Source organism: Sphingobacterium thermophilum (genome assembly GCF_039541675.1).
In the GTDB taxonomy this organism is placed as follows: domain Bacteria; phylum Bacteroidota; class Bacteroidia; order Sphingobacteriales; family Sphingobacteriaceae; genus Sphingobacterium; species Sphingobacterium thermophilum.
On record NZ_BAABGR010000015.1, the window covers coordinates 91,537 to 115,422 of the forward strand.

At 40.7% G+C, this 23,886-nt stretch carries 18 protein-coding genes; 4 read left to right on the top strand and 14 right to left on the bottom strand.

Annotated elements, in window-relative coordinates; genetic code table 11:
* Window positions 1-28 precede the first annotated feature (28 nt).
* Complete coding sequence (locus ABD873_RS06500) at window positions 29-1,321, bottom strand: sugar MFS transporter (protein WP_345066237.1); 1,293 nt, start codon at window positions 1,319-1,321, stop codon at window positions 29-31.
* 420 nt (window positions 1,322-1,741) lie between these two features.
* On the opposite strand from ABD873_RS06500, the gene ABD873_RS06505 reads away from it, so the two are divergent.
* Window positions 1,742-2,902 carry a hypothetical protein gene (locus ABD873_RS06505; protein WP_345066240.1) on the top strand — a complete coding sequence of 387 codons (1,161 nt, stop codon included), beginning with the start codon at window positions 1,742-1,744 and terminating at the stop codon, window positions 2,900-2,902.
* 51 nt (window positions 2,903-2,953) lie between these two features.
* Here ABD873_RS06505 and ABD873_RS06510 read toward each other — a convergent pair whose 3' ends face one another.
* The 3 genes from ABD873_RS06510 to ABD873_RS06520 are packed head-to-tail and all read right to left on the bottom strand — an operon-like array spanning window position 2,954 to window position 5,095.
* Entirely contained in the window at window positions 2,954-3,376 is a 423-nt protein-coding gene (locus ABD873_RS06510; protein WP_039053011.1) for a hotdog fold thioesterase, read from the bottom strand.
* A 2-nt stretch (window positions 3,377-3,378) separates the two neighbouring features.
* Entirely contained in the window at window positions 3,379-3,891 is a 513-nt protein-coding gene (locus tag ABD873_RS06515; protein WP_345066244.1) for a DinB family protein, read from the bottom strand.
* The gene (locus ABD873_RS06520) at window positions 3,872-5,095 is read right to left on the bottom strand and encodes a sensor histidine kinase (RefSeq protein WP_345066247.1); all 1,224 of its coding nucleotides are present in this window, start codon (window positions 5,093-5,095) and stop codon (window positions 3,872-3,874) included. The genes ABD873_RS06515 and ABD873_RS06520 overlap by 20 nt, the downstream gene beginning before the upstream one ends.
* Before the next feature lie 114 nt (window positions 5,096-5,209).
* Between ABD873_RS06520 and gltX the strand changes: the two genes are divergently transcribed.
* Window positions 5,210-6,730, top strand: a complete 1,521-nt coding sequence (gene gltX, locus ABD873_RS06525; RefSeq protein ID WP_345066250.1) for a glutamate--tRNA ligase — start codon at window positions 5,210-5,212, stop codon at window positions 6,728-6,730.
* 60 nt (window positions 6,731-6,790) lie between these two features.
* Here the strand turns inward: gltX and ABD873_RS06530 are convergent, their stop codons facing one another.
* The 9 genes from ABD873_RS06530 to ABD873_RS06570 all read right to left on the bottom strand — a co-directional run bounded on the left by ABD873_RS06530 (window position 6,791) and on the right by ABD873_RS06570 (window position 19,650).
* Window positions 6,791-7,927: a redoxin domain-containing protein gene (locus tag ABD873_RS06530; RefSeq protein ID WP_345066253.1), complete on the bottom strand. Its 1,137-nt coding sequence runs from the start codon at window positions 7,925-7,927 to the stop codon at window positions 6,791-6,793.
* An 18-nt stretch (window positions 7,928-7,945) separates the two neighbouring features.
* Window positions 7,946-9,391: a PKD-like family lipoprotein gene (locus tag ABD873_RS06535; protein ID WP_345066256.1), complete on the bottom strand. Its 1,446-nt coding sequence runs from the start codon at window positions 9,389-9,391 to the stop codon at window positions 7,946-7,948.
* Window positions 9,391-10,209 (bottom strand): DUF4843 domain-containing protein, encoded by an 819-nt coding sequence (locus ABD873_RS06540; RefSeq protein ID WP_345066259.1) that lies wholly within the window; start codon window positions 10,207-10,209, stop codon window positions 9,391-9,393. Before ABD873_RS06540 ends, ABD873_RS06535 begins: the two co-directional genes overlap by 1 nt.
* Window positions 10,210-10,212: 3 nt before the next feature.
* On the bottom strand, window positions 10,213-11,721 hold the full coding sequence (locus tag ABD873_RS06545; protein WP_345066262.1) for a RagB/SusD family nutrient uptake outer membrane protein: 1,509 nt from the start codon (window positions 11,719-11,721) through the stop codon (window positions 10,213-10,215).
* An 11-nt stretch (window positions 11,722-11,732) separates the two neighbouring features.
* Window positions 11,733-15,104, bottom strand: a complete 3,372-nt coding sequence (locus tag ABD873_RS06550; RefSeq protein ID WP_345066265.1) for a SusC/RagA family TonB-linked outer membrane protein — start codon at window positions 15,102-15,104, stop codon at window positions 11,733-11,735.
* Window positions 15,105-15,226: 122 nt separating this feature from the next.
* Window positions 15,227-16,390, bottom strand: a complete 1,164-nt coding sequence (locus ABD873_RS06555; protein WP_345066268.1) for a FecR family protein — start codon at window positions 16,388-16,390, stop codon at window positions 15,227-15,229.
* A 54-nt stretch (window positions 16,391-16,444) separates the two neighbouring features.
* Window positions 16,445-17,050, bottom strand: coding sequence for an RNA polymerase sigma-70 factor (locus ABD873_RS06560; RefSeq protein WP_039053002.1), 606 nt, complete (start codon window positions 17,048-17,050; stop codon window positions 16,445-16,447).
* Window positions 17,051-17,292: 242 nt separating this feature from the next.
* Window positions 17,293-18,282 carry a Kelch repeat-containing protein gene (locus tag ABD873_RS06565; protein WP_345066273.1) on the bottom strand — a complete coding sequence of 330 codons (990 nt, stop codon included), beginning with the start codon at window positions 18,280-18,282 and terminating at the stop codon, window positions 17,293-17,295.
* A 3-nt stretch (window positions 18,283-18,285) separates the two neighbouring features.
* On the bottom strand, window positions 18,286-19,650 hold the full coding sequence (locus ABD873_RS06570; RefSeq protein ID WP_345066276.1) for a DUF4270 family protein: 1,365 nt from the start codon (window positions 19,648-19,650) through the stop codon (window positions 18,286-18,288).
* A 250-nt stretch (window positions 19,651-19,900) separates the two neighbouring features.
* Here ABD873_RS06570 and pncA point away from each other — a divergent pair, with 250 nt between their 5' ends.
* Window positions 19,901-20,491, top strand: a complete 591-nt coding sequence (pncA, locus tag ABD873_RS06575; protein WP_039052998.1) for a bifunctional nicotinamidase/pyrazinamidase — start codon at window positions 19,901-19,903, stop codon at window positions 20,489-20,491.
* Here pncA and ABD873_RS06580 read toward each other — a convergent pair.
* Window positions 20,484-23,234, bottom strand: a complete 2,751-nt coding sequence (locus ABD873_RS06580; RefSeq protein ID WP_345066280.1) for an outer membrane beta-barrel protein — start codon at window positions 23,232-23,234, stop codon at window positions 20,484-20,486. The genes pncA and ABD873_RS06580 overlap by 8 nt on opposite strands.
* Window positions 23,235-23,332: 98 nt before the next feature.
* Here ABD873_RS06580 and ABD873_RS06585 point away from each other — a divergent pair, with 98 nt between their 5' ends.
* A complete protein-coding gene (locus ABD873_RS06585) occupies window positions 23,333-23,875 on the top strand; it encodes a TetR/AcrR family transcriptional regulator (protein WP_345066283.1) in 543 nt (180 codons plus the stop codon).
* The last annotated feature ends 11 nt before the right edge of the window (window positions 23,876-23,886 follow it).

Genomic DNA, 23,886 nt, shown 5'->3' on the forward strand with positions numbered 1-23,886 from the left:
TTTTTTATATTTCGTATTTAGGTATATGTTAATTAGCTATTCTTTTTTTTCCGGCTTTATGTCCTATTGTGGCATAGAATAGGATGAATAAATAACAAGGCAATGCAATCCAGTAAGCTTGATGTGCGCCTACTGCATGTGCTAGTTGTCCGTAAAGAGGAGGGATTACCGCTCCACCGGCAATACCCATCACCAAAATTCCTGAAGCTGCACTGGTAAATTTACCTACACCTTTGAGTGCTAAAGGCCAAATAGCAGGCCAAATCAAGGAGTTAGCTAGTCCTAACAGAGCCACGAAGTAAAGCGATGTCATGCCGGAAGTAAAGACGATGCCGAAAGTGAATAGAATACCGGCAATAGCACAAAGCTTCAAGGCAGTTTCCTGATTGATAAATTTAGGGATGGCAATAATACCTATGATATAGCCGATTACCATGGAAATCATGGTCATTCCGGTAAAGAATTTCGCTTCTGAAAGAGGAACACCGATAGAGCTTCCGTAAGAGATAATGGTGTCTCCCGCCAAAACTTCTACCCCTACATAGAGGAATAAGGTTACGAAACCCAGTACCACGTGCGGGAATCCCCATGCGCTTTTTTTGCCTTCCGAAATCACATGGTGATCTTCGCTCTCCTCTTCTACGCCCTGAACTTCTGGAAGGCGAACTTTAGCAATCCAAAACGCTAGAATAAGTAATGCTACGACAATACCGATGTAAGGGTTTACCACTTGAAGAGCAACTTCACTAAGCGCACTTTCTCTTTCGGCCTCGCTCAATGTCTCGAGTTGTTTAGAGACATTGTCGGCTGCTTCAAGATTTAGGAACAATCCCAAGATGATAGGAGCTACGGCTCCTGCCAGTTTGTTACAAATCCCCATGATACTGATTCTCTTTGCTGCGGTCTCTACTGGTCCAAGGATGGTGATATATGGGTTGGATGCTGTCTGTAAGATAGCCAATCCGCCACCTATAATGAACAAGCCTAAGAGGAAGATAATGTAGATTCGGGTGTAAGCTGCCGGAATAAACAGCAATGCGCCGAAAGCCATGATAGCCAATGCTATGGACATCCCTCGCTTGAAACCAAACTTATTGAGCACCCATGTGGATACAGGAGCCATCACCAAATACGCAATGTAAAAGGCAGTGGTTACAAGATATGCCTGAAACTCGGAAAGCTCACAAGCTATCTTCAGATAAGGAATCAGTAGGGAGTTAAGCCAAGTAATAAAGCCGAAAATGAAAAATAAAGCTCCAATAATAATCATCGGCCCAACAGTGGAGCTGCCGTTCTGGTTACTTAGGTTTTGCGAATTCATCGATAGATTTTTTGTTATTTGATCAAACTAAAGACTTGGTTAATTTTTACTATTTTACAAGACTAATAAATTTAATTTGATTTTAGAAAAAAAATAACAATTTGCAAAGGCATTCGTTAAAGATTTTTATAAAAAAAGAGAGACTTTGAGGGGTAAAGTCTCTCCAAAACCTAAACCGTATCATAATACCAAATTAATGGTATCTAAAATGATAACATTTTACTGTTGAAAAAGTTTGTTTTCCCTCTAATTTTATAAGGTTAAACGTAATACTTCCATGAGTTCTATGTTTTTCTTGCTCAAATGCGCTGGAATGAAAGAGAAAATAATTTAAAATAAGGAAAATAAAGTATATTTTATTAAATTGCTCAATTATATTCCATATCGTAAACCTTAATAATTATTACTCATTACGTAGAAATGAACAGATACATAAAGACGATTTTTCTAACCTTGATTTTAGGTGTTTTTGCAGTGGGGGTAAGAGGGCAGGTTAGCCCAGTCCATCTACCTGACTCCCTGTATTCCGGAAAGCAAGGCAAGCTCCACGTCCAAGGAGTAGTGGTAGACCATAAGAATGGATACGTATATATGTCCTTTACGCACAAACTGCTAAAAATGGACCTTTCTGGCAAATTAATAGGTAGTCTTACAGGGTTTTTGGGACATCTGGGGGACCTGGATTTCAATGAAGAGGACGGCAAGATTTACGGCTCTCTGGAATATAAGAACGATGCGATAGGGCAGGGAATCCGCAATGCGTTAGGTGTTAAAGAGGGCAGCAGCAACGGTTTTTATATTGCTGTGATTGACGGCTCTAAGATTGTCCGTCCGGAGATGAATGCAGAAGAAGAAAAAGACATCATAAATACGGTATTTCTACCTGAGGTGTTGAAGGATTATGAGGCTAAAGTGCTGGTAAATGGCCAAGAGAAGGCGCACCGCTTTGCTTGCTCCGGTATAGATGGAGTAGCTTTTGCTCCTGCCATCGGAGGCAATAAGCAGGGTAAGAAGTATCTGTATGTGGCTTACGGCGTATATGGCGATAATGAGCGTGACGACAATGACTATCAGGTAATATTAAGATATGATGTGAGTGGCTGGAATAAGTATGCCAGTCCGCTATTGCAAGACAACCTGCATCATTCGGGCCCTAAGAAACCGTTGAACAAATATTTTGTGAAAACAGGCAATACACGCTATGGTATACAGAATCTAGCTTACGATCCTTTTACGGGGCACCTTATGGCGGCAGTATATAAAGGGAGCAAACCACAATATCCGAACTACGATCTATTTATCATTGACGGAAACAAAAAGCCATTCAAAGGAAAAATTAAATCCGATGACAAGTGGCTAAAGGTAACGCAGCTATCTTTGGCGGACTTGGGGTCGAAGGATGAAAAGACGGGAATCCGAGGATGGCATTTCAAATGGGGAGCTACGGGGCTGTGTCCTCTAGGCGACGGATATTTTTATATTTCCCATAACGGTAAGTCCGAAGACGGGCAGCAGCAGACCACCATCTACAAGTACAAGTGGGTGGGGGATGCGGAGACACCTTTTGTCAGAGTGAAATAAACTACCTATCGAAAATTATAGGAAGCTGCTCTTCTGTGAAATGAGGAGCAGCTATTTTTTTACGACTGCCACAGTAAGGCGGGAAATACATATCAGCTTGTTTTTCTCGTCATGTATTTTGATATCCCAGACATGGGTGGTGCGTCCTAGATGGATGGGGGTGCAGGTTGCTTCCAACGTGCTACCCTGCTTTCCTGGGCGAAGATGATTGGCGTTGACTTCCATTCCCACAACATTGTATTTTTCGGTGTCCACGACGAGGGCGGAGGCTATGCTGCCCACGGATTCTGCTAATACTACAGAAGCTCCTCCGTGAAGTATACCGAAGGGTTGCAGTACCTTCTCCGTAATAGGCATTGTGGCTTTGATGCTGTTATCCGTTATTTCTGAAGCTCTGATGTCCAGATGTTTGGTCATATTGATACCAAAATATTGGTTTATCTCATCGAGCGAAAAAGGTTTCTTCCATATCATAGCTAATCTTTAAGGTATTTTTGCTGTAAGATAAATTTGTGATGGTTAAGATGTCCGGCAATGACATAGATGAACGCCAAGACACTGATGAGACGTCCGGAGGCCATACCTTTGCGGGTGAGTTCTATATCGTTGAAGCTTTTAAACAACGCAATATTGGCTTTGCGAAGATGTACGAATTCTTCTATGATACTGTCTATAGATCTTTCGTTGTGCCTCCCGTTGGCTACAAATTCATCTTGTTCGAAAGATGCCAGTTCGGTCATGTCATTTCGAGCGAAGCGCAGAGCACGATAAGACATCACCCTTTCGGTGTCTACGATGTGACAAAGAATCTCTTTCACTGTCCATTTTCCTTCGGCATAGGTGTAGGTATGCCTGCTTTCAGGGATGCGGCGGATAAATTTCGGGAAGGAGGTCAGCTGTTCTTCCAATACTGCCATGACATCTCCCTGAACGGATTCTACGTAATTTTCATATATCGCTGGATAGTCTTCAGATTTGAGCTGGTTCATAATTTAGATTGCTTTTTAGTACTATTCTGAACGTCGTTCCTTTACCAATTTCTGATTCTTTAACGAAAATATGTCCGTTATGGTATTGTACCATGCGTTTGGTGAGACTTAATCCTAATCCCCATCCGCGTTGGCGTGTAGTAAATCCCGGTTGGAATATAGTATCGAAATTAGCTTTGGGTATTCCTTTACCCGTATCACTAATGTCTATAAAAATTTCTTCTTTCGCAATATTTTCTTTTATTGAGATGGTTATAGTGCCCTCTTTATCAATAGCATTTACGGCATTTTTGAGTAGGTTTTCGATAATCCATTCAAAGAGAGGAACGTTGAGCATAGCTTCTACGTGGGTGTCTCCCTTTAGAATAAATGAAATCTTTTCGCTGGTTCTTATCTTGAAGTAGTTTACGAAGTCTTGGATAACCTCATAAACGTTATGATTGGTCAATACAGGTTTGGACCCTATTTTTGAGAAGCGGTCGGCCACAGTTTCCAAGCGGTTGACATCGCGTTCCATCTCGTGGATAACTTCATCGTCCGAGTTGTATTTGAGCTTGATGACTTCTATCCATCCCATGAGTGAAGAGATTGGAGTTCCCAACTGGTGTGCTGCTTCTTTGGCCATACCCACCCAGACAAGGTTCTGTTCCGCCTTTTTTATCGAATTAAATACTGAATAGGCGATAACCAAAAACAAGGCGATAAGCGAAAGCTGAATGTAGGGGAATACGCGAAGGTTTTGCAGCGCTTTGGACTCTTTGTAGTATATTTTCCACTGTTCCCCATTTTCCAGGTTAAGGGTGATGGGGTCGTGAGCTCTTTTCATGGCTTGGAGTTCTTTCTGGAAATAGCCGGGGTCGTATTGCAGGCGGCTATTGAGCGAGTCGTCACTTTTGATATTGGTTTTGGTACTATCCAAGTCTCGCCAGAAGATGATATTCCCTTCCTTGTCCGTAATGATTGCCGGCAGTGTGAGGCTATCCCTTACCGCATAGATGAAGCTTATAAAGTCGTCGTCCACATCGGGCATGGTCATGATGCTCTTGGTGCTCATGGCCCATACTTCAGCCTTTGTCCGTTCCGACTTGGAGAGGCTCTCCACAAGATAATTAGTATATACCAAAGAAGCGATGGCTATTGCTGCTGCGAAAATGAACAAAAGCAATTTCCAAATCTGCTTGTTATGAGTATAAGGTATATTCATATCCTGTAGTTTAGGCTACAAAATAAAAAAATTATGGCAAAAGTGAGACTTTTAAATTGTCCTTAATTGCCGGACTAATTCCTTTATTAGTTGAGAAATAAGTAATTTTGCATTATGAGTTCGCAGAAAAAAGTAAGGGTGCGTTTTGCACCTAGTCCTACGGGAGGTCTACATTTAGGTGGAGTAAGAACAGCCTTGTTCAATTATTTATTCGCTAAACATCATCAAGGAGACTTTATTCTAAGGATTGAAGATACGGATCAGACCCGCTTTGTGCCGGGGGCTGAAGAATATATTCAGGAATGTCTTGCGTGGTGTGGTCTCATTCCGGATGAGAGTCCGCTGAAGCCGGGAGCATATGGCCCATACAGACAGAGTGAGCGTAAGCCTTCGTATCGTCAGTTTGCCGAACAGCTTGTCGCTGACGGCTATGCTTATTATGCTTTTGACACAGCGGAAGAGTTGGAGGAACAACGCAAGTTACAGCCTAACTTCAGATATTCACACGAAAACCGTATGCAGTTGCGTAACTCGCTAAGTCTTTCGAAGGAAGAGACGGAAGAGCTGCTTAAAGCGGGAGTGCCTCATACTATCCGTATTAAAATGCCGGAAGATCAGGTGGTGACATTCACGGATATGATTCGGGGACAGGTGTCTTTTGAGACCAAACTTATTGATGATAAAGTGTTGTTGAAGGCGGATGGGATGCCTACCTATCATTTAGCTGTGGTAGTAGATGATAAGGCTATGGAGATCACACACGTGTTTCGTGGTGAGGAATGGCTTTCTTCGGCACCTGTGCATCTATTGTTGTGGGAGTATCTAGGCTGGAAAGCCGATATGCCGCAGTGGGCGCATCTACCTTTGATTCTCAAGCCGGATGGTAATGGCAAGCTCAGCAAGCGTGACGGCGATCGTCTGGGATTCCCTGTTTACGCGATGAACTGGACCGATCCTAAGAGTGGTGAGCTTACCAAAGGTTTCCGTGAGTTAGGGTTCTTGCCAGAAGCTTTCGTTAACATGCTTGCTATGCTGGGATGGAATGACGGTACTGATCAGGAGCTGTTCAGCATGGAAGAGCTTATCGACAAGTTTACGGTGGAACGTATCAGTAAGAGCGGAGCTAAATTCGATTTCGAGAAGGCAAAATGGTTTAACCACGAGTGGATTAAAAAGACTGATGATGTCGTGTTGCTTCCTCAGGTCAAAGAGGTGTTGGCAGCAAATGGCATCACTGACGTGGAAGATAGTTACGTAGAGCGAGTGTTGGCCGCTGTTAAGGAAAGAATGACGTATGTGTCTGATTTCTGGAACCAAGCTTCATTTTTCTTTGCAGATCCGGTGCAGTATGACGTAGATGCAGTGAAACCTAAGTGGAATGATAACAAAACCGTTTTCTTCGAGAATATAGTAAAGGATTTTGAAGCTCAGCAGAGCTGGACTGCCGAAGTGCTGGAGCCCATGTTTAAAGGAAAGGTGGCAGAATCAGGAATGAAGATCGGTGAGCTTATGATGCCTTTTCGTATTATGTTGGTAGGAGGGAAGTTCGGTCCGGATGTTTTTGTCATCACCGAGCTGTTAGGTAAGGAAAAGGTGATAGAAAGAGTAAACAAGGCGTTAGCGCTTTTTAAATAGATAATTTTAAAGGTTTAGCCCCATAATACCAACATATATTATGGGGCTAAGTTTTTTCAACTATTTAATATGTTCTGCCAACACTTTGTGAAGTTCTTCGCCACGGATGTTTATAGCTACGATTTTCCCTGTTGGGTCAATTAAATAGTTTTGAGGGACACCTTTTACACCATAAAGCACAGCAGCTTCGTTTCTCCAACCTTTGAGGTCCGCTGCATGAATCCACGGTAATCCATCGTCTTGTATAGCTTTAATCCATGCCGCTTTACTGTTCTTGTCGTCCAGTGATATCGCAAAAATTTCTAATCCTTTAGGTTTATAGATATTGTAAGCCTTTTTTAGGTTAGGATTTTCAGCCCTACATGGGGCACACCAGCTGGCCCAGAAATCTAATAGGACAAACTTACCTTTGAAATCGGATAATTGAATCATATTGCCTTGAGTATCCGGTTGTGAGAAGTTGGGAGCTATACTTCCTACGATGATATTTTTGTCGGCATATATTCTGGCAGCCAGTTCTTTACCATTGATGGTGTTTTGGAGTTCTTTGCTGAGGTTATAGAAGGCGGATTCTACAGGTTTTGTTCCTCTTCTGTTGGCCACTTCGACTAGGGCTCCTATAGAAAATATCGAATTAGGATTCTGTGTTGCGAAAATAAGCTGTTGATCGTTTCTTTTTTCCAGAATTTGGTCGTATTTCTGTTTTATGGCAGCATATTGTTGCTCTTTATCGGGAGCGTCGAGAGGGACAGCAGCGAAAGCACTGTTTGCCTGATCGATAATATCCATGAAGTCTCCTCCAATAAAATTGATGTATTCGAGGAAGTCTTCATGAAGGGAAGATCCGCTTATAGTTGCTTTTTTTAATGATTCAGTAATGTTGAATTTATATGTTTCGTTTCCAATAAAGAAATATAGTCGATCCCCAGTATACTGTGCTTTAAGTTTTCCTACACCTTCGGTATCGAGTACCATGCGGGCATAGTTGGGTTCATCTGCCTGACCTTTGAAAGTGAATTTTCCGTTTTTGATTACTGTTGAATCGGTTATTGAATTGCCGTTTTGTTGGTAGTCGAGGTATAATTTTTTTCCTTCAAATCGTTTATCAGCCTTCCCTTGAATGAGAAAACTATTGTTTTGTCCGAATGCATTAGAGTACAAAAGAACAGTAGTAATTAATAAATACACAAATTTCATAGTTTTTTATTTAAAAGTTTAACGCCATGTAATATCTATACTTGAGCCGGGTATGCCTTCTATGGTGTCTATAAGCACCCCATTATTTCCTGTTGAAATATTTGTAAAATAGATGGATGATCCTGATCCAATGATCAAAGTTTGTTCATCATCGGACAACTTGAGCATGGTTACCTCATCATTGAACTTTGTAGCTATTTCCTGTAGATTCTGGTTTATAGGTGTATAACTATATACCTTGTTTCCGGAGGCTATATATATGATGCCAGTTTTTGTGGCAAGCATTTTGGTTTTTTCTGTTATTATCTGAGGGTTTACAAAGTTTCTTTTATGAAGGGGTGTAAAAGTAAAAGGCCCATAGAAATTGACATTGAATTTAAGCTCGTAGATGTTTTTGTTGGCATCTTGACAGAAAGCATAGGTGTCTGTATTATTAATCTGTACGATATTCAGTAGGTCCATGCCAATATTGGTAGGGTCAAAAATGCTGCTGTTGGTTACCGAGTATTGTGTTCCGAAATAGGTTACAGAGCCATAGATATTGAACCGTAAGAATTGTTTTCTGTTTCTCTCAAAGGCAATGATGCTGATGTTGTCATTGATGTTGGTAAGGATAAATTTATCATGAAGCTCATAGTCACCATCTGCGTAGGAGCCGAACATGCCATAGGTTTGTGCTTGATCCCACGTGGTGGTAATGCCTCCGTAAAATTTGCCGTTAATAATTCCCATCAACACACCTTGAGGATGGGTTTGGAAGCTTCCAATTTCGATTTTGTTAGGGGCGAGGAAGAAGTTGTCTGTAATGCTTCCGGGTTTTAGTTCTTCTTGTTTAAGGTTGTTAACATCCAATCTTATGCCTTCTTCTTTACATATTATCCAATAGCCTAATGGAGTGTTGCCTGTTAATTTATTGGCGAGATAATGAATGGATAAAGGATTTTCAGGTAAGGGTTTTAAGTTTATGAGTTCGTAAATTCTAGGGAGCACCTCTCCATTGGGTCTGACAAACGATAATTGTGTTTTGCCTTCCTCTTCACTTAGCACCAGATATCCTGCAGAAAATTCTGTCTTTCCCTGAATTTTGAAATCATAGAAATATTTGATTCCATTAGACTTATTGAGGAGGGTAAGACGAGCATAATACAATTTTGCTTGTAGTCCGAAAACAATACGTAGTGCCTTGCCTTGAAAAGTATAGTAGCTAGGGTCTACAGCTTCCGGTACGGCGATTTCCCACGTGCAGTCAATATCTTCATCAGCTATATTTTCAAATGTAGGGGATATGATGAGACTATCTCCTACCATAATATTGTATAGCGTGTCTAAGTTTTTGACTACCGGCTCTACCGGCATGTCATACTCATAGTTTCCTTTGTCTTTATAACATGAAGTAAGCAATAGGACAAAGGACAAGAAGTAGCTATAGCTAAATAGTTTGAATTTTTGTACTTTTATTTTCATTATCTAACCTCTTTACCTAGTTCGTCAATAAATTGAAATACTCCTGTGCCTGCATTTTTTCGTAATAGGATTGTACGCTCGGGATTATCCTTGTGGTAGAATTTATAGGTTATTCCATTGTCATCTGTTCGCAGTAGATATCCTTTCTCCGGATTCTTATTTACCCATTCGAAAGGGTTGTTGAGCATGATGCGCAATAGGTCTACGAAATACAGGTTTTTAGGTGCATCGAGCCCGTCCATGGTCAATGATGTTTGGTCTGTGGCAATGATAAAAAGTTGATGCTTGGTCCTTGAATATTCGCCAAGCCACATGCTCCACCAGATAGGCTCTTCCAGCCTTGCGGAGAATACCACCTTTGCTCTTATGATTTGCGGGTTATCAACATTAAAATCGGAAGATTCCTTAAGCTTGATAATCACGGATACACTATTTTCTTCTAAGTCCGGTGTGTTATATACTATAAGAGGAAGAAAGCCTTTACCTTCTCCGGCGGAGATTGCATACCCTTCCTCTAATTTTTTATAATGAAATCCTTCTTGAGCGGAGGAAGAGTCGGTTTCTACATACGCTTGGTATACGCGGTCTCTATTTTCCCTCAAGCCGGAGATACTTACCGGGATATTTATGGTATCCGAGGATTTAGTGATATCGTAAGCAAAGGAATACACTATACTGTCTCTTTCGTTTTTGCTGAGATTGAAATATATACCAGCATTATGGTTATAGGTTATCAATTCAGCTTTTTTGCATGAAGAGATAGTAAGGAATATCACTAGAATAGTTATTATACTTTTGAAGTTAAGGTTAGTTTCCATGGTCTAGTCTTTTTGATTTCCATAAATAAGTTCATCGTCAGGAAGAGGGAGTACGAATATTTTATTATCGGGTTGGAAAACCTTGCCCTGTAATCCGACAATAGGGAGATGGAGTCTTTTGTAGGCATAGAAAATCTGTCCTTCGGCAAAGGCATCCTTTCTTAATTCTTTTAGTATTTCCTGTAAGAATGCTTGTTTGTCACTCACAGATGTTGTTTGCCCAATACCTCTATTTTTACGGATCTCATCTAAATATTGAATTGCTTGCGTAGGATTGGTATCATATACACATTCTGCCGCTATGAGGTAAACCTCACTTAACTTTATTGCGGGAGCCATCAGGTAGTGGAGGTTGGCTGATTCATTATCCGAGAGGCTGTTTCTTCGATATTTTACGATTTCAGAAATATAATTGTTGCCACTGCTCACGGTCATAAACCAATGCATATATCGTATGTCTGTAGCTCCGATACCTGAAGTTTCATATATAGACTGGGCATCGATCTGCTCAAGGTGCATGCCCGAAGAGCCGTTAGAGAACCAATTGCTGTTTAAGTCTGTGCTCAATGAAGGGATGTACCAACCAAAGATGAGTTCTTTGTACAGAATTCTATCTTTATTTTTTTCTTCAACGGCAATAAAATCTGTTGTGTTGGTCCAAGGGAATTTTTTCGCATCTATTATTTCTTTGGCGTTTTCAAGAGCTTTTTTGGTATCTCCCTTATAAAGATATACTCTAGCTAAAGTTGCACAGACAGCATAATAATTCATGCGGTGTCTTCGATTTTGAAGAAAAAGATCGGGATTGGACAACTCGCTGTTCAGGAGGGTGTCGGTTTGGGTCGGATAGCCTATTCTATAAGAGTTGCTGCGTATAGGATCTTTTTCCAAAAGGACTTTTGATTTTTCCAAGTCGTGGGTTATAGAGTCAATTACTTCGGATACGGAGCCGAATGGTGTAGAAAGATTACTATACTTAGTTACATAAGGAATAGCTTTGGCTGTGGCTGCCTGCTTATAGCTTGGAGCAAACAAACGCAACGCATCGAAGTGAAAATATGCACGTAAAGCTAATGCCTCTCCTTTTATGATGTTATAATTATTCCCGAGAAAGATATTGCGACGCTTATCGATATTTTCTAGTATGAGATTTGCGTTGACTATGCCGTTGTAGAGTCCTTTCCAGATATTATCTTTTCGTGCAATAAAGTATTGGTCATCGTATTTAAACTCAGCCGTAGCCTTATATCGGAAGGGATCTATGGAAGAAATCATATAATTCTGAGCCAGCACTTCCGGAGTTCCGACGGTCAGTTCTTTTCCATAGAGGTCAGTTTTGCTGGCTCTGATGTAAATACCTAATAGAGCTTCTTTGAATCCGTCCTCGGTAGAGAACAGTTCTGTCTTATCGATTTCGGTTTCCGGTTTGATGTCCAGCCATTTGGAACATGACGTTAATAGAAGCGCAACGAAAAGGATATATATTGTTGACAATCTTTTTGATTTTTTCATGTTATCTAAGATTAAAAAGATGCTTGGATCGAAAAACTTACACTACGAGCAAATGGATATTGAATACCTCTTTCTTGCTGAATGGAAGACCAACGGAATAAGTCGTTGGTAGTAGCGCTAAATCGAAGATTGGAGAGTTTCAGTTTTTTCGAAAACTCCGGTGTGGTTTCGTAAGATACAAACAGAGACTGAAGATTCAATAAGTTGTCGTCCATCACAAATCTTGAAGAGACGCGAGTTTGTCCTAAATCTCTTATGCTCTTATAAAAGCTACGATCACCGGGTTGTTTCCATTTTTCGTCAAACACCCTTTGGTCTACGTTATAGCGAGGGTCAGCATTTTCCACACGATCTACCAAAGTCTGGTTATAGGACTTTCCTCCGACACGTATTTGCATATATGCTACCGCGGAGAACTGTTTATATCGTAATGTGGTGCCCAAAAATCCTTCGGCTTTTGGAGTTCCTATAGCTACCACGGTAATATCTTTGGTGTCCCACTCATATGTTAGCGATCCGTCTTTTTTTCTAAAGATTTCGCGGCCGTTTTCAGGGTCTATTCCTAGCGATGGTACAGCGTAGATGGCATCTAAGGATTGACCTTCATTGTATCGTAATAGAGGCACTCCCATCAAATCATTACCTTTTTGTGCATCATCTACGCGTTGATTATAGCTTTTCAAAGCGTTGGATATTTTGAGGATTTTGTTTTCATTATGTACAATGTTTGCCATAAAGCTTACGGTCCAGTCGGTATTTTTAATGGCAAAGGCGTTGAAATTGATTTCGAATCCTTTATTTTCCAGATCTCCAAGGTTTTCTTTGTAGGATACAAAACCTGTTGACGGGGCTATATTGATGTCGGCGAGAATGTCATTTGTCAGCTTATAATAATATCTTGCAGAGAGAGTTATTCTGTCGTGCCACAAGCCTGCGTCGAAGCCTATATCGGTAGATTTAGTTTTTTGCCACCCCAAATTTTCGTTGCCATAGTTGTTGACAATTGCTCCTATACCGGAAGAGTACCAATTATTTTGGTCGTATGTGTACGTGGTCCGTGACATGTAGGGAGCAAACTGGACAGCTCCTGTGATTCCTGTGGTTGCTCTGAATCGTAGAAGAGAAATAACGTCGGACGAAAACCAATGTTCATTATGTGTATTCCAACCAATTCCTGCCGACCAGAATGGAGCGATTCTTCTATTGGCACCAAACTTAGAGGATCCATCAATTCTTACAGTTGCATCGGCCAAATATCTATTATCATAAGAATAGTTTGTACTTAGGAATGCGCCGATCAAGCGAGATTGATTTAAGCTGCTATAAGGTTTAGCATTTTCGAGATAACCTTTAGAGAAACCTATGCTGTTGAACCTATCGTTCGCAAAGCCGTGGGCGGTGAAGGATCTATAGTCCGAAAAATCACTGCGAATATTTGAGCCAGCGACAACGTTGATATAATTTTTTCCTAAGCTTTTAATCCAGTTAAGCCTTATGTTTCCATCCCAATCGATTTCATCGTTCTGGCTGCTGGTATAGCTGCCTTTTTCGGAGGTTTGGGAGGTTGGGTAATTGTAGAATTCATTAGATTTCGGCGATAAAAACTTATCGTAGAGGCTGATTCTTTTTAAGAGACTTAGTTGTCCACGCAGCCTTAGTCCTTGAAGGATTTCGAAGTCTATGGCAAAGTTGTTTAATATTTCGGAGTATTTTGATTTGTCAAAATTACTTAACGTAGCATTGTATAAGGGGTTTAATACATTTTCGGTTGTTGATCCTCCATTGCTGTAAAATCGATCCCATGTTCCCAACTGTTGGAGTATATTACCATTGTCGTCGGTAATGCGGTAATATGGGTTCATGCGGGCGTAGTTAGAGAAGTCGCCATATGGAGATTCTGTTCCATTTACGGAAGTTATGGTGAGTTCATTCTGAAATCTGAGTTTGTTTTTCAGATGGTAACTTAAATTTACCCCACCGGAATATTGGTTTCTTGAAGAACCTTTCATTACACCAGGGCGGGTTTGATACCGTAAATCGACGCCATATCTAAATGTTGGAGCACCTCCTTCCAAATAAATGCCGTGTTTTTGACCTATTGCAGCTCTTACGGGCTGCGATAGCCAGTCTGTGTTAACTCCTCCTACTACATTTTTAAGCTTATTATAATATAATCTGTCGAGTTCGATTTGAGCGATATTCTGGTTCTCGTTACTATAAAGACCAGCCAATCTTTCGTATTCTAGTTTATCTTTTGCGTTAAGGAGGTTGTAGTCAGTCAAGTCGGGCATATTGATATTCGTCTCATGGGAGTAACTTAATCTTAATTGCCCTTCTTTTGGTGCTCTCGTGGTGATTACCACCACGCCGTTTGCTGCGCGCGAACCATATACTGCTGTGGCGGCGGCATCTTTCAGCAAGGTGACAGACTCTATACGTGTCATATCCAAATCCAGAACTTTAGTGACACTCACTTCATATCCATCTAGGATAAACACCGGCATATTGGTGTTGGTGGTAATATTATCTCGTCTCAAGATTTCATTGTTCCCTGTAGGTAAGGATGATGTTCCCCGAATTGTAATGTTAGGTGTAGCGTTCGGGTTGGAGCCTGCCAAGTTGTTTTCCAACAGTTTGAAGGAAGGGTCGAAGACCTGTATGGCTTGCAAGACGTTTTGAGGATTTACCTGTCTTAATTCTTCCCCTGATTTGGAGATTGCTGTTCCCGTGAAGGAGTTTTTGTTAATGGATTGGTAGCCGGTTACGATTACTTCTCCTACATTGCTGATTTCTTCCTTCAATACGAGAACATAATCTGTTTTGTCTGATGACAACTTCATGGTCAAGGTTTCAAAACCTATCATTTTTACTATGATAAGAGCATCATCGGGAAGGCTGTTAAGCTGGAAGATTCCTTTTTCATTGGTGTTTCCCAAGTCGGTTTTGGTTGTAGCAATAGTAGCTCCTATTACAGGTTCTTTATTTTCATTAATGACCTTAAGGATAATTTGTGTTTGCTGTGTTTCGTCAGCTATACTTTCCGATTTGGTTGTTTTGTTAATTTCTTTTTTGGTGAGGATAATCGTCCTGTTGACAATTTTAAATCCTATAGGTTGATTTTTGAAAACATGCTGTAGGAAAATATCCAAAGTCATATTTTTAGCGTCTATGGATATAGGTAGACTTCCCTTTAGCATAGACTTTGTTCCCAATACTTCATATTGCGTCTGTCTTTTAATTTCTTGCAGTACATTTTCTAACGACTCGTTTCGAAATGTATGAGTAATGGTCTGCGCGTTTGATGCGTGACTCACCTGCAAAAAGAAGACGAAAAACAGTAATGTGGTTAGTTTGGTTATTCTTAGTAAGAAATTTAATTTCATTAATGTCTAGATAAGTTTAGGTTAGCGATTTGTTAGTTTAACATAAGTCAAGACTCGTATAACTGAATCGATTTAGTAAAGTTTAGTTATATTCTTTTACGTCTTAAATCCTCCTCCTTTCTTCATAATCTTTTTATATAAAGTTTTCTATCTTCGGTTAAAGTATAAGAGATATCATTTTGTTCTAGTAAGGTTAGTATGGTAGATAGGTTGTTGTTACGGAATGTTCCTCCGAAAAATTCGATATTAGGGACATCTTTATCGATGATTACGTCGATGTTGTACCAGCGGGAAATTTCTTCCATTACTTCTTTTAATGTTTTTTTATCAAAGTTGAATTTTCCTTGGATCCAGGCCAGTTCTGTCTCCAGTTCTATAGCTTTTACGGCTATGTTGGAGGCAGCGCAGATGCTCTGTTGTCCTGGGGTTAGGAACTTAGGGGCTAGGGAGCTATTTGTTTTGCTGTATACTTTGACTTTTCCTTCTACCAAAGAAGTTTTAACCTTGCTATTATCATAAGCATTTATATTAAAGGTGGTTCCTAGTACTTCTACGACTTGTGTAGAAGAATGTACTATAAAAGGCTTATTGCGAGCAGGAGTAACTTCGAAATAAACTTCTCCGCTTATTGAAACCTCTCTTTTGTCGCCTTTGAAGGCAAGGGGATAGGTCATGCTGCTTTCTGCATTTAATTGCACTTTGGTGCCATCAGGAAGGATGACTTTGTAATATCCTCCTCTAGGGGTAGTTATTTGTGCGGAAGTAAGTTCTTCTGTTGATGTTACTTTTTGTCCGTCATTGTACGTTATGGAGTTGGATTTTATGATAATGGCTTCGTGATTATTGTCAAGCGATATGTGTTTGCCGTTTGACAGTCGGATGGTAGCTTTGTTTTGCGCAGGTTTATAATCAACGTTGACGGACTGTTGAGCTGTGGGGGCTGTCTCTTGGTTTCTTCGAATTAATACGGCAGTAGTAAGCATGATACATAGGCATGCAGCCACGTAACCGACAATCTGAAGGAGTTTAGGGCTATTTATTTTTTGTGGTTTTTCTTCCTGTAGTTTTAAATCTTGCCAAGCGGCGGCAACATTTATGTTTTGCAGAAATCGAAAGGCCTGTTGTTGTTCGGCAGTGTTCAGACATCTGTCGTATAATTCCTTGTTCTTAGGAGATTGGGAAATCCAAGATTTGAGTTCCTTTTCTTCGGTATCCGTAAGATGGTCATTTATTTTCTTACGGATTAGAAAACTTATTCTTGAAACTTCTTCTTGATGATGGTGCATGCTTAGGGCAAATTTTTGCTATTAATACCGCGCCGTCATCAAAAAGTACTCATTCTAAAAGTGATTTTTTTCAATTAAATAGAGTGCGGAAATAAAAATGATAAAGGATTCAGGTTTCAAGGAGCTTCGTAAATGTTTAATAGCTCTTAGTTTATAATTTTTAACGGTTTGAAGGTTTATTTGCAATGCATCGGCGATTTCTTGATTACTTTTACCTTCCAAATATGAAAGAATGATAACTTTTTTCGCTTGATCGGGCAATTTGTTTATTGCATCGTAGAGTTCCCCCATAACTTCTGCATGTATGATACGGTGTAGAGGCGATTCTTCATGCTGAGGAAGATCCGAATAATAGTCTTCTTCTCTTTTGAGGGAACGTTTTAGTGACAGCAGCTTATTTAGTGCAAGTTGCCTTGTGCTTTGGTATAGAGAATTTTTTAGGTGGTCGAGGGATTTAAAAATTTTTTCTCCTTTCCATATTTTCATGAAGGCTTCTTTTGCTATGTCCTCAGCAAGTATTTTGCTGTTGCATATGTTTGATGCATAAAGACATAACCTTGCATAGTATTTGTGAAAAATGTATTCAAAAGCCATCTCGTCCGAAAGAGCAAATCTTTCCAGCAAATAGGTTTCGTTTGCAAACACCTTATTCGAATTCACTTTTCACAAATCGGTATTAAGCTCATAAGTATCTATGAACGAGCAAAGATATCCATTGTCATACAAAGCTAGTACAAAAATCTATAAAATGTTTTTTACTAGCTAATAATTTAAATTTTGGTTTATTTGAGATGGGTGGTGGATAAGCACAGTTGGCGATGCAGTCTTGTGCCGTTTCATCAACCAATAAAAAAGGCTTTGCAGATGCAAAGCCTTTTTATGTTGTAAAGATTTTGTTGTTCTTATCTTAACATGGTGAACACCCAAGTGTCGTCGAATTTGGTAGTACCGTTAGCACCGGTAGTTAAATATCCTTTACCGTCTATAGAGAATGCTACGGCTCCTTCTCTTGAGTTTTGAGGTAAAGCTTGGTGTTTGCTTTCCCATGTTTTGCTTGCAGGATCGTATCTCCAAACGTTACCCATAGCGCCTGACTTTTTGCCACCTACTACGAATCCGTAGTTGCCGATCACGAAAGTAGAAGCGCTTTGACGAGTTAAGTCGTAGCTTAATTCAGTATCTTTCAATGGAGTTTCTTCATTCCAGTTTTGTCCGTCGAAAGAATAGAAGTCTTCAGGGTATTGGTTGTTGTCAAGACCACCGCCTACGTACGCTTTGTTACCAATTACGAAAGCAAAAGCATTCACTCTTTTGTTTTTGAACTCAGAACCTATAGATTCCCAAGTATCGGTATTAGGGTCGTATCTGTAGAAGTCTTTCAAGGTTTTTTGGGTTTTGGTAGCTCCAAGACCTACATAGGCGTAGTTGCCAAGGGTGAAGGCTACCGCACCGTAACGTGCTTCAGCATTCGCTGGCAAGGAGGCTACCTGAGTCCAGGTATTTGTTTCAGGGTCGTATTTGTAGAAGTCTTTCAACACGTCAGTACCATCATAACCAAGACCGATGTATCCTTTGCCATTGATAGCAAAGCCTACAGCGCCGTTACGAGGTGCTCCCGGAAAATCAGCTATACGAGTCCAAATGTTATTTTTGAATGACCACGCATCGTTTGTTCTTTCGTTTGTCGAAAGAATTCCAGTAGCCAAATATCCGGTATTGTCAATTTGGAAAGAAGCTGCAGCACTTCTAGGATCACCATCGAATGCCGATGCTTTTACCCATTCTGTAGGACCATCATCTGTAGTATCATCCTCGTCCTTCTTACAAGAGTTGAATGCTGATAACGTAAACGCACAGGCTAAAATAATACATAGCCAACTTTTCTTGTTCATAAATTATTTGAATTTAGTATATACAATATTTAACTTAATCTTAGGTTTGCCGTTTTCTGTTGCTATTTTAAAAGTATTTACGGAGTTATACAAACTTGACGACGAAGTTGTGATTAATAACTCTGTATCAAGATATCGGTTTGTGTTCACATACTTGACATAATCTATCAGGTTGAACACATATTTTCCCGGTTCTCCGAATTCCGTACCCTTGATGAAGTTTACCTGTTGTGCGGCATTGCTGAATGGTGAAGGTACATACGATGTAGGTATACCGTTTTTGTTTAGCACCATCAGCATCAAGGATGTCGGCACCGGGAATTTGCCGTAATTTACGGATTCTGTCTCAATGATGAGTTCAGCTTTGTTGATCCCTATGTTTTCATTTTCCATAAACTGGTTTAATGAAGGGATACTGATTTTTGTTGCCAAGCCCGTTCCGGACTGCACGTACAGATTATTGTTAGTAGCTTGTGCCGGCAACACATTGTTTGTTTCGTTTAAGGTAGCGAACAATGTTCCTGTACGGTCGTATTCTATGTTGTTATAACGATAGCTTACTGTGGCCGTAGAAAGGACTTTTTTGTCATATACTTTGAAGCCGTCCGAACCTACATACGAATAATTGATGTTGATGTACACGGTGTCGTTAAGGCCTAGGATGGCGGTATTATTTTCATCCGGTACGACCACTATACCTTTCAGATATTCTTGGAAAGCATCGTTTGTTGAAACTTCGTATTCATTGGAAACGATTTTGTCAAAAAGATCTTTCCCAAAGTTGTAATCCAAATCTATACTGAAAGAGTCTACCGAATTGACGAAAGGTTTGAAGGTGCCGTTACCTATAGGTGTATTTTCGTAGTTGAATTTTTTGTAATTGAAAATAGTAGGGCCCGACACATAGAATGGTGCTTTGTAGTTGTCTATATCACCCAAAATATTCTCTGTTGTCAACGTTTGTGACAGCTTATGAATGTAGAATGTCTGATTTTGGGTGGTGTCGCCATAGTAATATTTTTCTGCTGTAGGCTTGAAATAAATATTCGCCGATTCAAACTGTGCTCCTGTAGGAAGACTGTGTATGAACGACTCAAAGGTAATCTGGAAATAGGCTGTGGATTTTATGGAGCCTAATCCGTCGTATTGGGTTTTACCGATCAAAACAGCTCCCGTATTTGCGGATGGGAGATAATTCATCTGATAGCTTGAGGCATATACCGTGAAAGAGTCTATGCGAGTCACAGAGATATCTTCCATGGGACTGTTTAGGGCTATGCTCATATCTTTGTTACATGCCGTGAAAGATATGCCGATAAGAATTAAAGCTAATAGGTTAAAATATGTTGTTCGTAATAATTGCCTCATATATATTCGTTGCTAAGCAAATTTAAGTAATACCTGCGGGATAATCTGTTATAATATGTTAAATCTGCTCCCGGCAAGTATGCCGTGCAAATCTAATAATTTAATTCCGTTTTGAAACTGTTAAAAAACCATAAAATCGCTCTTGTTAAATACGTGAGGGATAAAGGTTTTGCTACAAAAGAGTAGCTATTTTAGAGGAATATGTTGAAATCCCGCCCTAATAGCTGAAATATTTTGTTAACTTCATCATATGAAAGCTCTTTTAATTATCGACGTTCAGAACGATTTTCTTCCTGGCGGTGCTTTGGCTGTTCCACATGGGGATGAAGTGATAAATTATATAAACAGAATCCAAAGCAATTATGAGGTGGTGATCGCAACACAGGATTGGCATCCTGCCAACCACAAGAGCTTTGCTTCTCAACACCGAGGGTATAAGGTGTTTGATACCATCACTTTCAACCACGTAGAACAGGTGCTTTGGCCTGACCATTGTGTACAGCAAACCGTAGGAGCGGAGCTATCTTCGTCTTTAAATACCCATCATATCCAAGCAATCTTTCGTAAAGGTATAGATGTTAATGTAGATAGCTATAGTGGTTTTTTCGACAACAATAAGATGAGAAATACGGGATTGCATGGCTTTCTACAGGATAAAGGAGTGAGTGAAGTACATGTTTGTGGCCTTGCCGCCGACTTCTGCGTACATTTTACAGCTATGGATGCCTTGGAGCTTGGCTATAAGACTGCGGTGGTTTCTAAAGCTACCAAAGCCATAGACAAAGATGCCTACATGAAGAAGAAAGAATTCTTTCTACAACGTGGTGGAATCTTTATCTAGCGCTGTTCTTCCCGCCGAAGCGGCGTAGGTTATACGTGAAAGAAAGCAGGAAGTAGCGGTTTAGCGTATTGGAAATGACGTTGGAAATGTTGTTTTCCGTCACCCTGCGGCTTACATTCTGCGCCTTGTTGAGCAGATCGAATCCCTTGAGTGTGAGCTCTCCATTGCTACGCTTGAAGATCTTTTTACCTATGGAAGCGTTCAGCAGTGTTGTTTCAATACTTGGGTAGTTAAGCATGCCGCCATTGCTTATGTAGACGAGGTTGGAGCCTATGATCCAGCTTTTAATAGGTTCTAGCGAGATGTTGGTACTCAAGCGTTGATTGATTACATGATATCTTTCGGTTTGGGCGATGACGTTGGAGGTGATACGTCCGTCTATATGGTAATTCAGGCCTATGATATATCTTTTCGAGAATTTGGAGTTAATACTTATACTTTGCCCGTAACCGAATGTTTTGTTACTGATGGGCACGTCGTTCAGTTCGGCCAGCTCATTGTTGAGATAAAGTCGGGTATTGGCATTAAAGTTTATTTTCAGTTTTTCTATAGGGAATCCCAAGCTGTTGTTGAGACGGAAGGAGTAGGCACCGTCGGCATTCACCGGCCTCAAGTATTGTCCTCCGGCTCCCAGACGTATATTATCCAGAATATAGACGCTGGAATCCGTAAGAAATATACTGTTGATGATTTTGTCTTGAATATATTCGAAGGCAAGGTTTGTGGTCAGCGAACGTCCGCTTTGCCTGTCTATCGCTTTGTATTGTAGTCTTACGGTATGTGCGTATTCTTGGTCTAGGTTTGGGTTTCCATTGGTGATGCGCAATTCATTCTGGTTGTTGATGAAATCTTGCAGCTGCGCAATAGAAGGTGTATTTGTCTGGGTGTTGTAGGTCAGTTCTAAACTTTTGTTGTTTTTGAACTTAAAATTTGCCGACACCGCGGGCAAGATGCTATTGAAGTCGGCCACTGTCTTTATGCTGTAGGGCACGATGCGGTCATTGTTGCGGATACCGTGCTGGTATTGCAGGCCGATTTGAATGCGCAAAGAATCTTTGATGGCGTAGATGTAAGATAGTCCTGCATTGTGATAGTTGTAATCATTTCTGAACTCGTTAGAAAGTCTTTCTCTAAGTTCTCCCAGCTGTCCGGTTTCGGCGAGGTATTCGAAGGTCTCCTTGTTGGAATAAGAGGCTGTATTGCGAAAACCATATTGCAGTTGCAATCTGCTGTGGGCAGAGAGATTCTCTGTAAATGCTATTCTATTGTTGAAGCCGCTACCGTAGCCGTTGGTGACACTTTTATTGTTGTTAGTATCCACGCGGTTCAGTTCTGCATTTTTGAAGTATTCGGTGATGGCGAGGTTAAGTCCGTCGGCATTGTTGGAGCTTTTGTTGCCGCTGAGTGTTACGGTCATCGTGCGACCTTTCTTTTTGAAGCGGTGCATAAAGGTCAGTGACCCTCCGAAAGAGAAATTGTCGTTGTAGCTGTCGGACGAGCGGTCCGAATTGTTTATGGGCATATTACCGTCTTTAATGGTATTGAACTGCGTGGCGACCTCTCTATTGCTGCTGGTATATTTTATGTTTGGCGTAAAGTCGATGCGGTTCAAGGAGTCTATGTTCCACTTCACGCGTGCGCCAAAGTCGTGGTTCTGGTTGTGAATGTCTGAGCGGTTCTGTTGATGGCGAAACTGGTTGGCCTGCTTTTCCGACAGGTATTCTATGTTGGACAAGGTGTTTGTCACCGTCGAGGTGGAGTTGAAGTTGTAGTCGGCGCTGACCTCCATATTTTGTTTTGGGAGAGTGTTACTGTAGTTGACAGCAGCAGCATAGGTTTCGGAAAGCCCTCGGTCCGTGTTGTTGTTGCCGCGGCGAGCGCCACCTCTGCCTTGTTCGGCGAAGTTGGTTTCGTTGATGTTGTTGGCAAGGAGGTTGAAGGCTATTTTTTTGTCTCCATTAAAGCGGTTTGTTGAGGAGTTTATGGAGAATTTATCGCTATCGCCTTTGCTTATCGAAGATTTCCCGAAATAACCTCTTTTTTTATCTGGTTTGGTAACGATGTTGATAACCTTGTTTCTTTTGCCGTCGTCGAATCCCGAAAAGCGTGCTTGTTCGGACTTTTCGTCTATCAGCTGGATTTTGGCGATAATATCTGCCGGTAGTGTTTTTAATGCTATTTTAGGATCTGTACTAAAAAACTCTTTGCCATCTACGATGATGCGAGTTACGGGTTCGCCATGAGCAGTGACATTGCCGTCTTCGTCGATCATTACTCCCGGGATTTGGGAGACTACCTCATCAGCATCCGCAAAATCGCGGGTTTGGAAATTTTTCGTATCATATTCCAAGGTGTCGCCCTTCATGAGAATGGTGGAAGGAGGGTTGATGACCACCTCTTCGATGGCGATGTTACCGGAAGTCAGCTGTATAGTCAATGGTGATGCCTGCTTGGCTACAGCTTTCACCAAGGTAAAGAAAGGCTGGTAGCCAATGGCTGTAACATGAAGCGTATAATTGCCCTCTTTGATATTCTGGAATACAAAATGTCCCTTCTTATCGGATACGGTGGTCTTGAGTACAGTGCTGTCTTGACCTGCGGAAGTAAGTTTCAGGGTGGCTCCCGGTACGATATTTTCATTAGACAGTACGGTCCCGCTTATGCTTACCTGTGCATTAAGTTCTAAATGTAAACATAGAAAGAATAAAATAGGTATTAGGTTTAGTTTAATAAAAGGTTTCACCGTTAGCTATCAGATATATAATACAATTATAGTTTAAAGTTATCATACTTCAAACTTATTCCCAAAATGAATATATTTGCTACATCGTTCACGTTTATATGAAAAGTTCCTTATTGAGCAGAAAAGAGAAGATTTTGGAAGCGGCTTTAGCTTTATTTGCAGAGAATGGGTATGCTGACACATCTACCAAAGAAATTGCAAATCAGGCTGGTGTTTCTGAAGCTTTAATTTTCAAGCATTTTGGTAATAAGGATTCTTTGCTAGCACATCTTATCAAATCCGGATATAGACGTGTGTTGCAACATCATCGCGGTATGATGACCTATAAAAATGCAAAGGACTTTCTGCGTAACATGATTTTCCTGCCTGGCAAGCTGGTAGCGGAAGAACCTTTGTTCTGGAAATTACAAGAGAGACTTTCCCATATTCCTTTCTCTAGGCAGCAGCATGAACAGTTTATGAAGCCCGTACACCCTATTATTATCCGCGCATTTAAGGAACTGGGATATGAAGATCCTGAAATTGAGGCCGAATTTTTGCTGTTGGTGATCGATATGCTGTGGAAGAAAGAAGCTTCCGGGGAAATTGATAACTCGCTGGATCTTGCTCTTCTTCTAGAAAAGAAATACCAATTGGATTGATGCGTTTTTTT

Coding starts and splice junctions, on each gene's coding strand:
- gltX (WP_345066250.1), top strand. CDS start 5,210: ATGAGTTCGCAGAAAAAAGTAAGGGTGCGTTTTGCACCTAGTCCTACG.
- ABD873_RS06570 (WP_345066276.1), bottom strand. CDS start 19,650: ATGAGGCAATTATTACGAACAACATATTTTAACCTATTAGCTTTAATT.
- ABD873_RS06505 (WP_345066240.1), top strand. CDS start 1,742: ATGAACAGATACATAAAGACGATTTTTCTAACCTTGATTTTAGGTGTT.
- pncA (WP_039052998.1), top strand. CDS start 19,901: ATGAAAGCTCTTTTAATTATCGACGTTCAGAACGATTTTCTTCCTGGC.
- ABD873_RS06520 (WP_345066247.1), bottom strand. CDS start 5,095: ATGAATATACCTTATACTCATAACAAGCAGATTTGGAAATTGCTTTTG.
- ABD873_RS06500 (WP_345066237.1), bottom strand. CDS start 1,321: ATGAATTCGCAAAACCTAAGTAACCAGAACGGCAGCTCCACTGTTGGG.
- ABD873_RS06585 (WP_345066283.1), top strand. CDS start 23,333: ATGAAAAGTTCCTTATTGAGCAGAAAAGAGAAGATTTTGGAAGCGGCT.
- ABD873_RS06530 (WP_345066253.1), bottom strand. CDS start 7,927: ATGAAATTTGTGTATTTATTAATTACTACTGTTCTTTTGTACTCTAAT.
- ABD873_RS06510 (WP_039053011.1), bottom strand. CDS start 3,376: ATGATATGGAAGAAACCTTTTTCGCTCGATGAGATAAACCAATATTTT.
- ABD873_RS06555 (WP_345066268.1), bottom strand. CDS start 16,390: ATGCACCATCATCAAGAAGAAGTTTCAAGAATAAGTTTTCTAATCCGT.
- ABD873_RS06535 (WP_345066256.1), bottom strand. CDS start 9,391: ATGAAAATAAAAGTACAAAAATTCAAACTATTTAGCTATAGCTACTTC.
- ABD873_RS06545 (WP_345066262.1), bottom strand. CDS start 11,721: ATGAAAAAATCAAAAAGATTGTCAACAATATATATCCTTTTCGTTGCG.
- ABD873_RS06515 (WP_345066244.1), bottom strand. CDS start 3,891: ATGAACCAGCTCAAATCTGAAGACTATCCAGCGATATATGAAAATTAC.
- ABD873_RS06565 (WP_345066273.1), bottom strand. CDS start 18,282: ATGAACAAGAAAAGTTGGCTATGTATTATTTTAGCCTGTGCGTTTACG.
- ABD873_RS06540 (WP_345066259.1), bottom strand. CDS start 10,209: ATGGAAACTAACCTTAACTTCAAAAGTATAATAACTATTCTAGTGATA.
- ABD873_RS06550 (WP_345066265.1), bottom strand. CDS start 15,104: ATGAAATTAAATTTCTTACTAAGAATAACCAAACTAACCACATTACTG.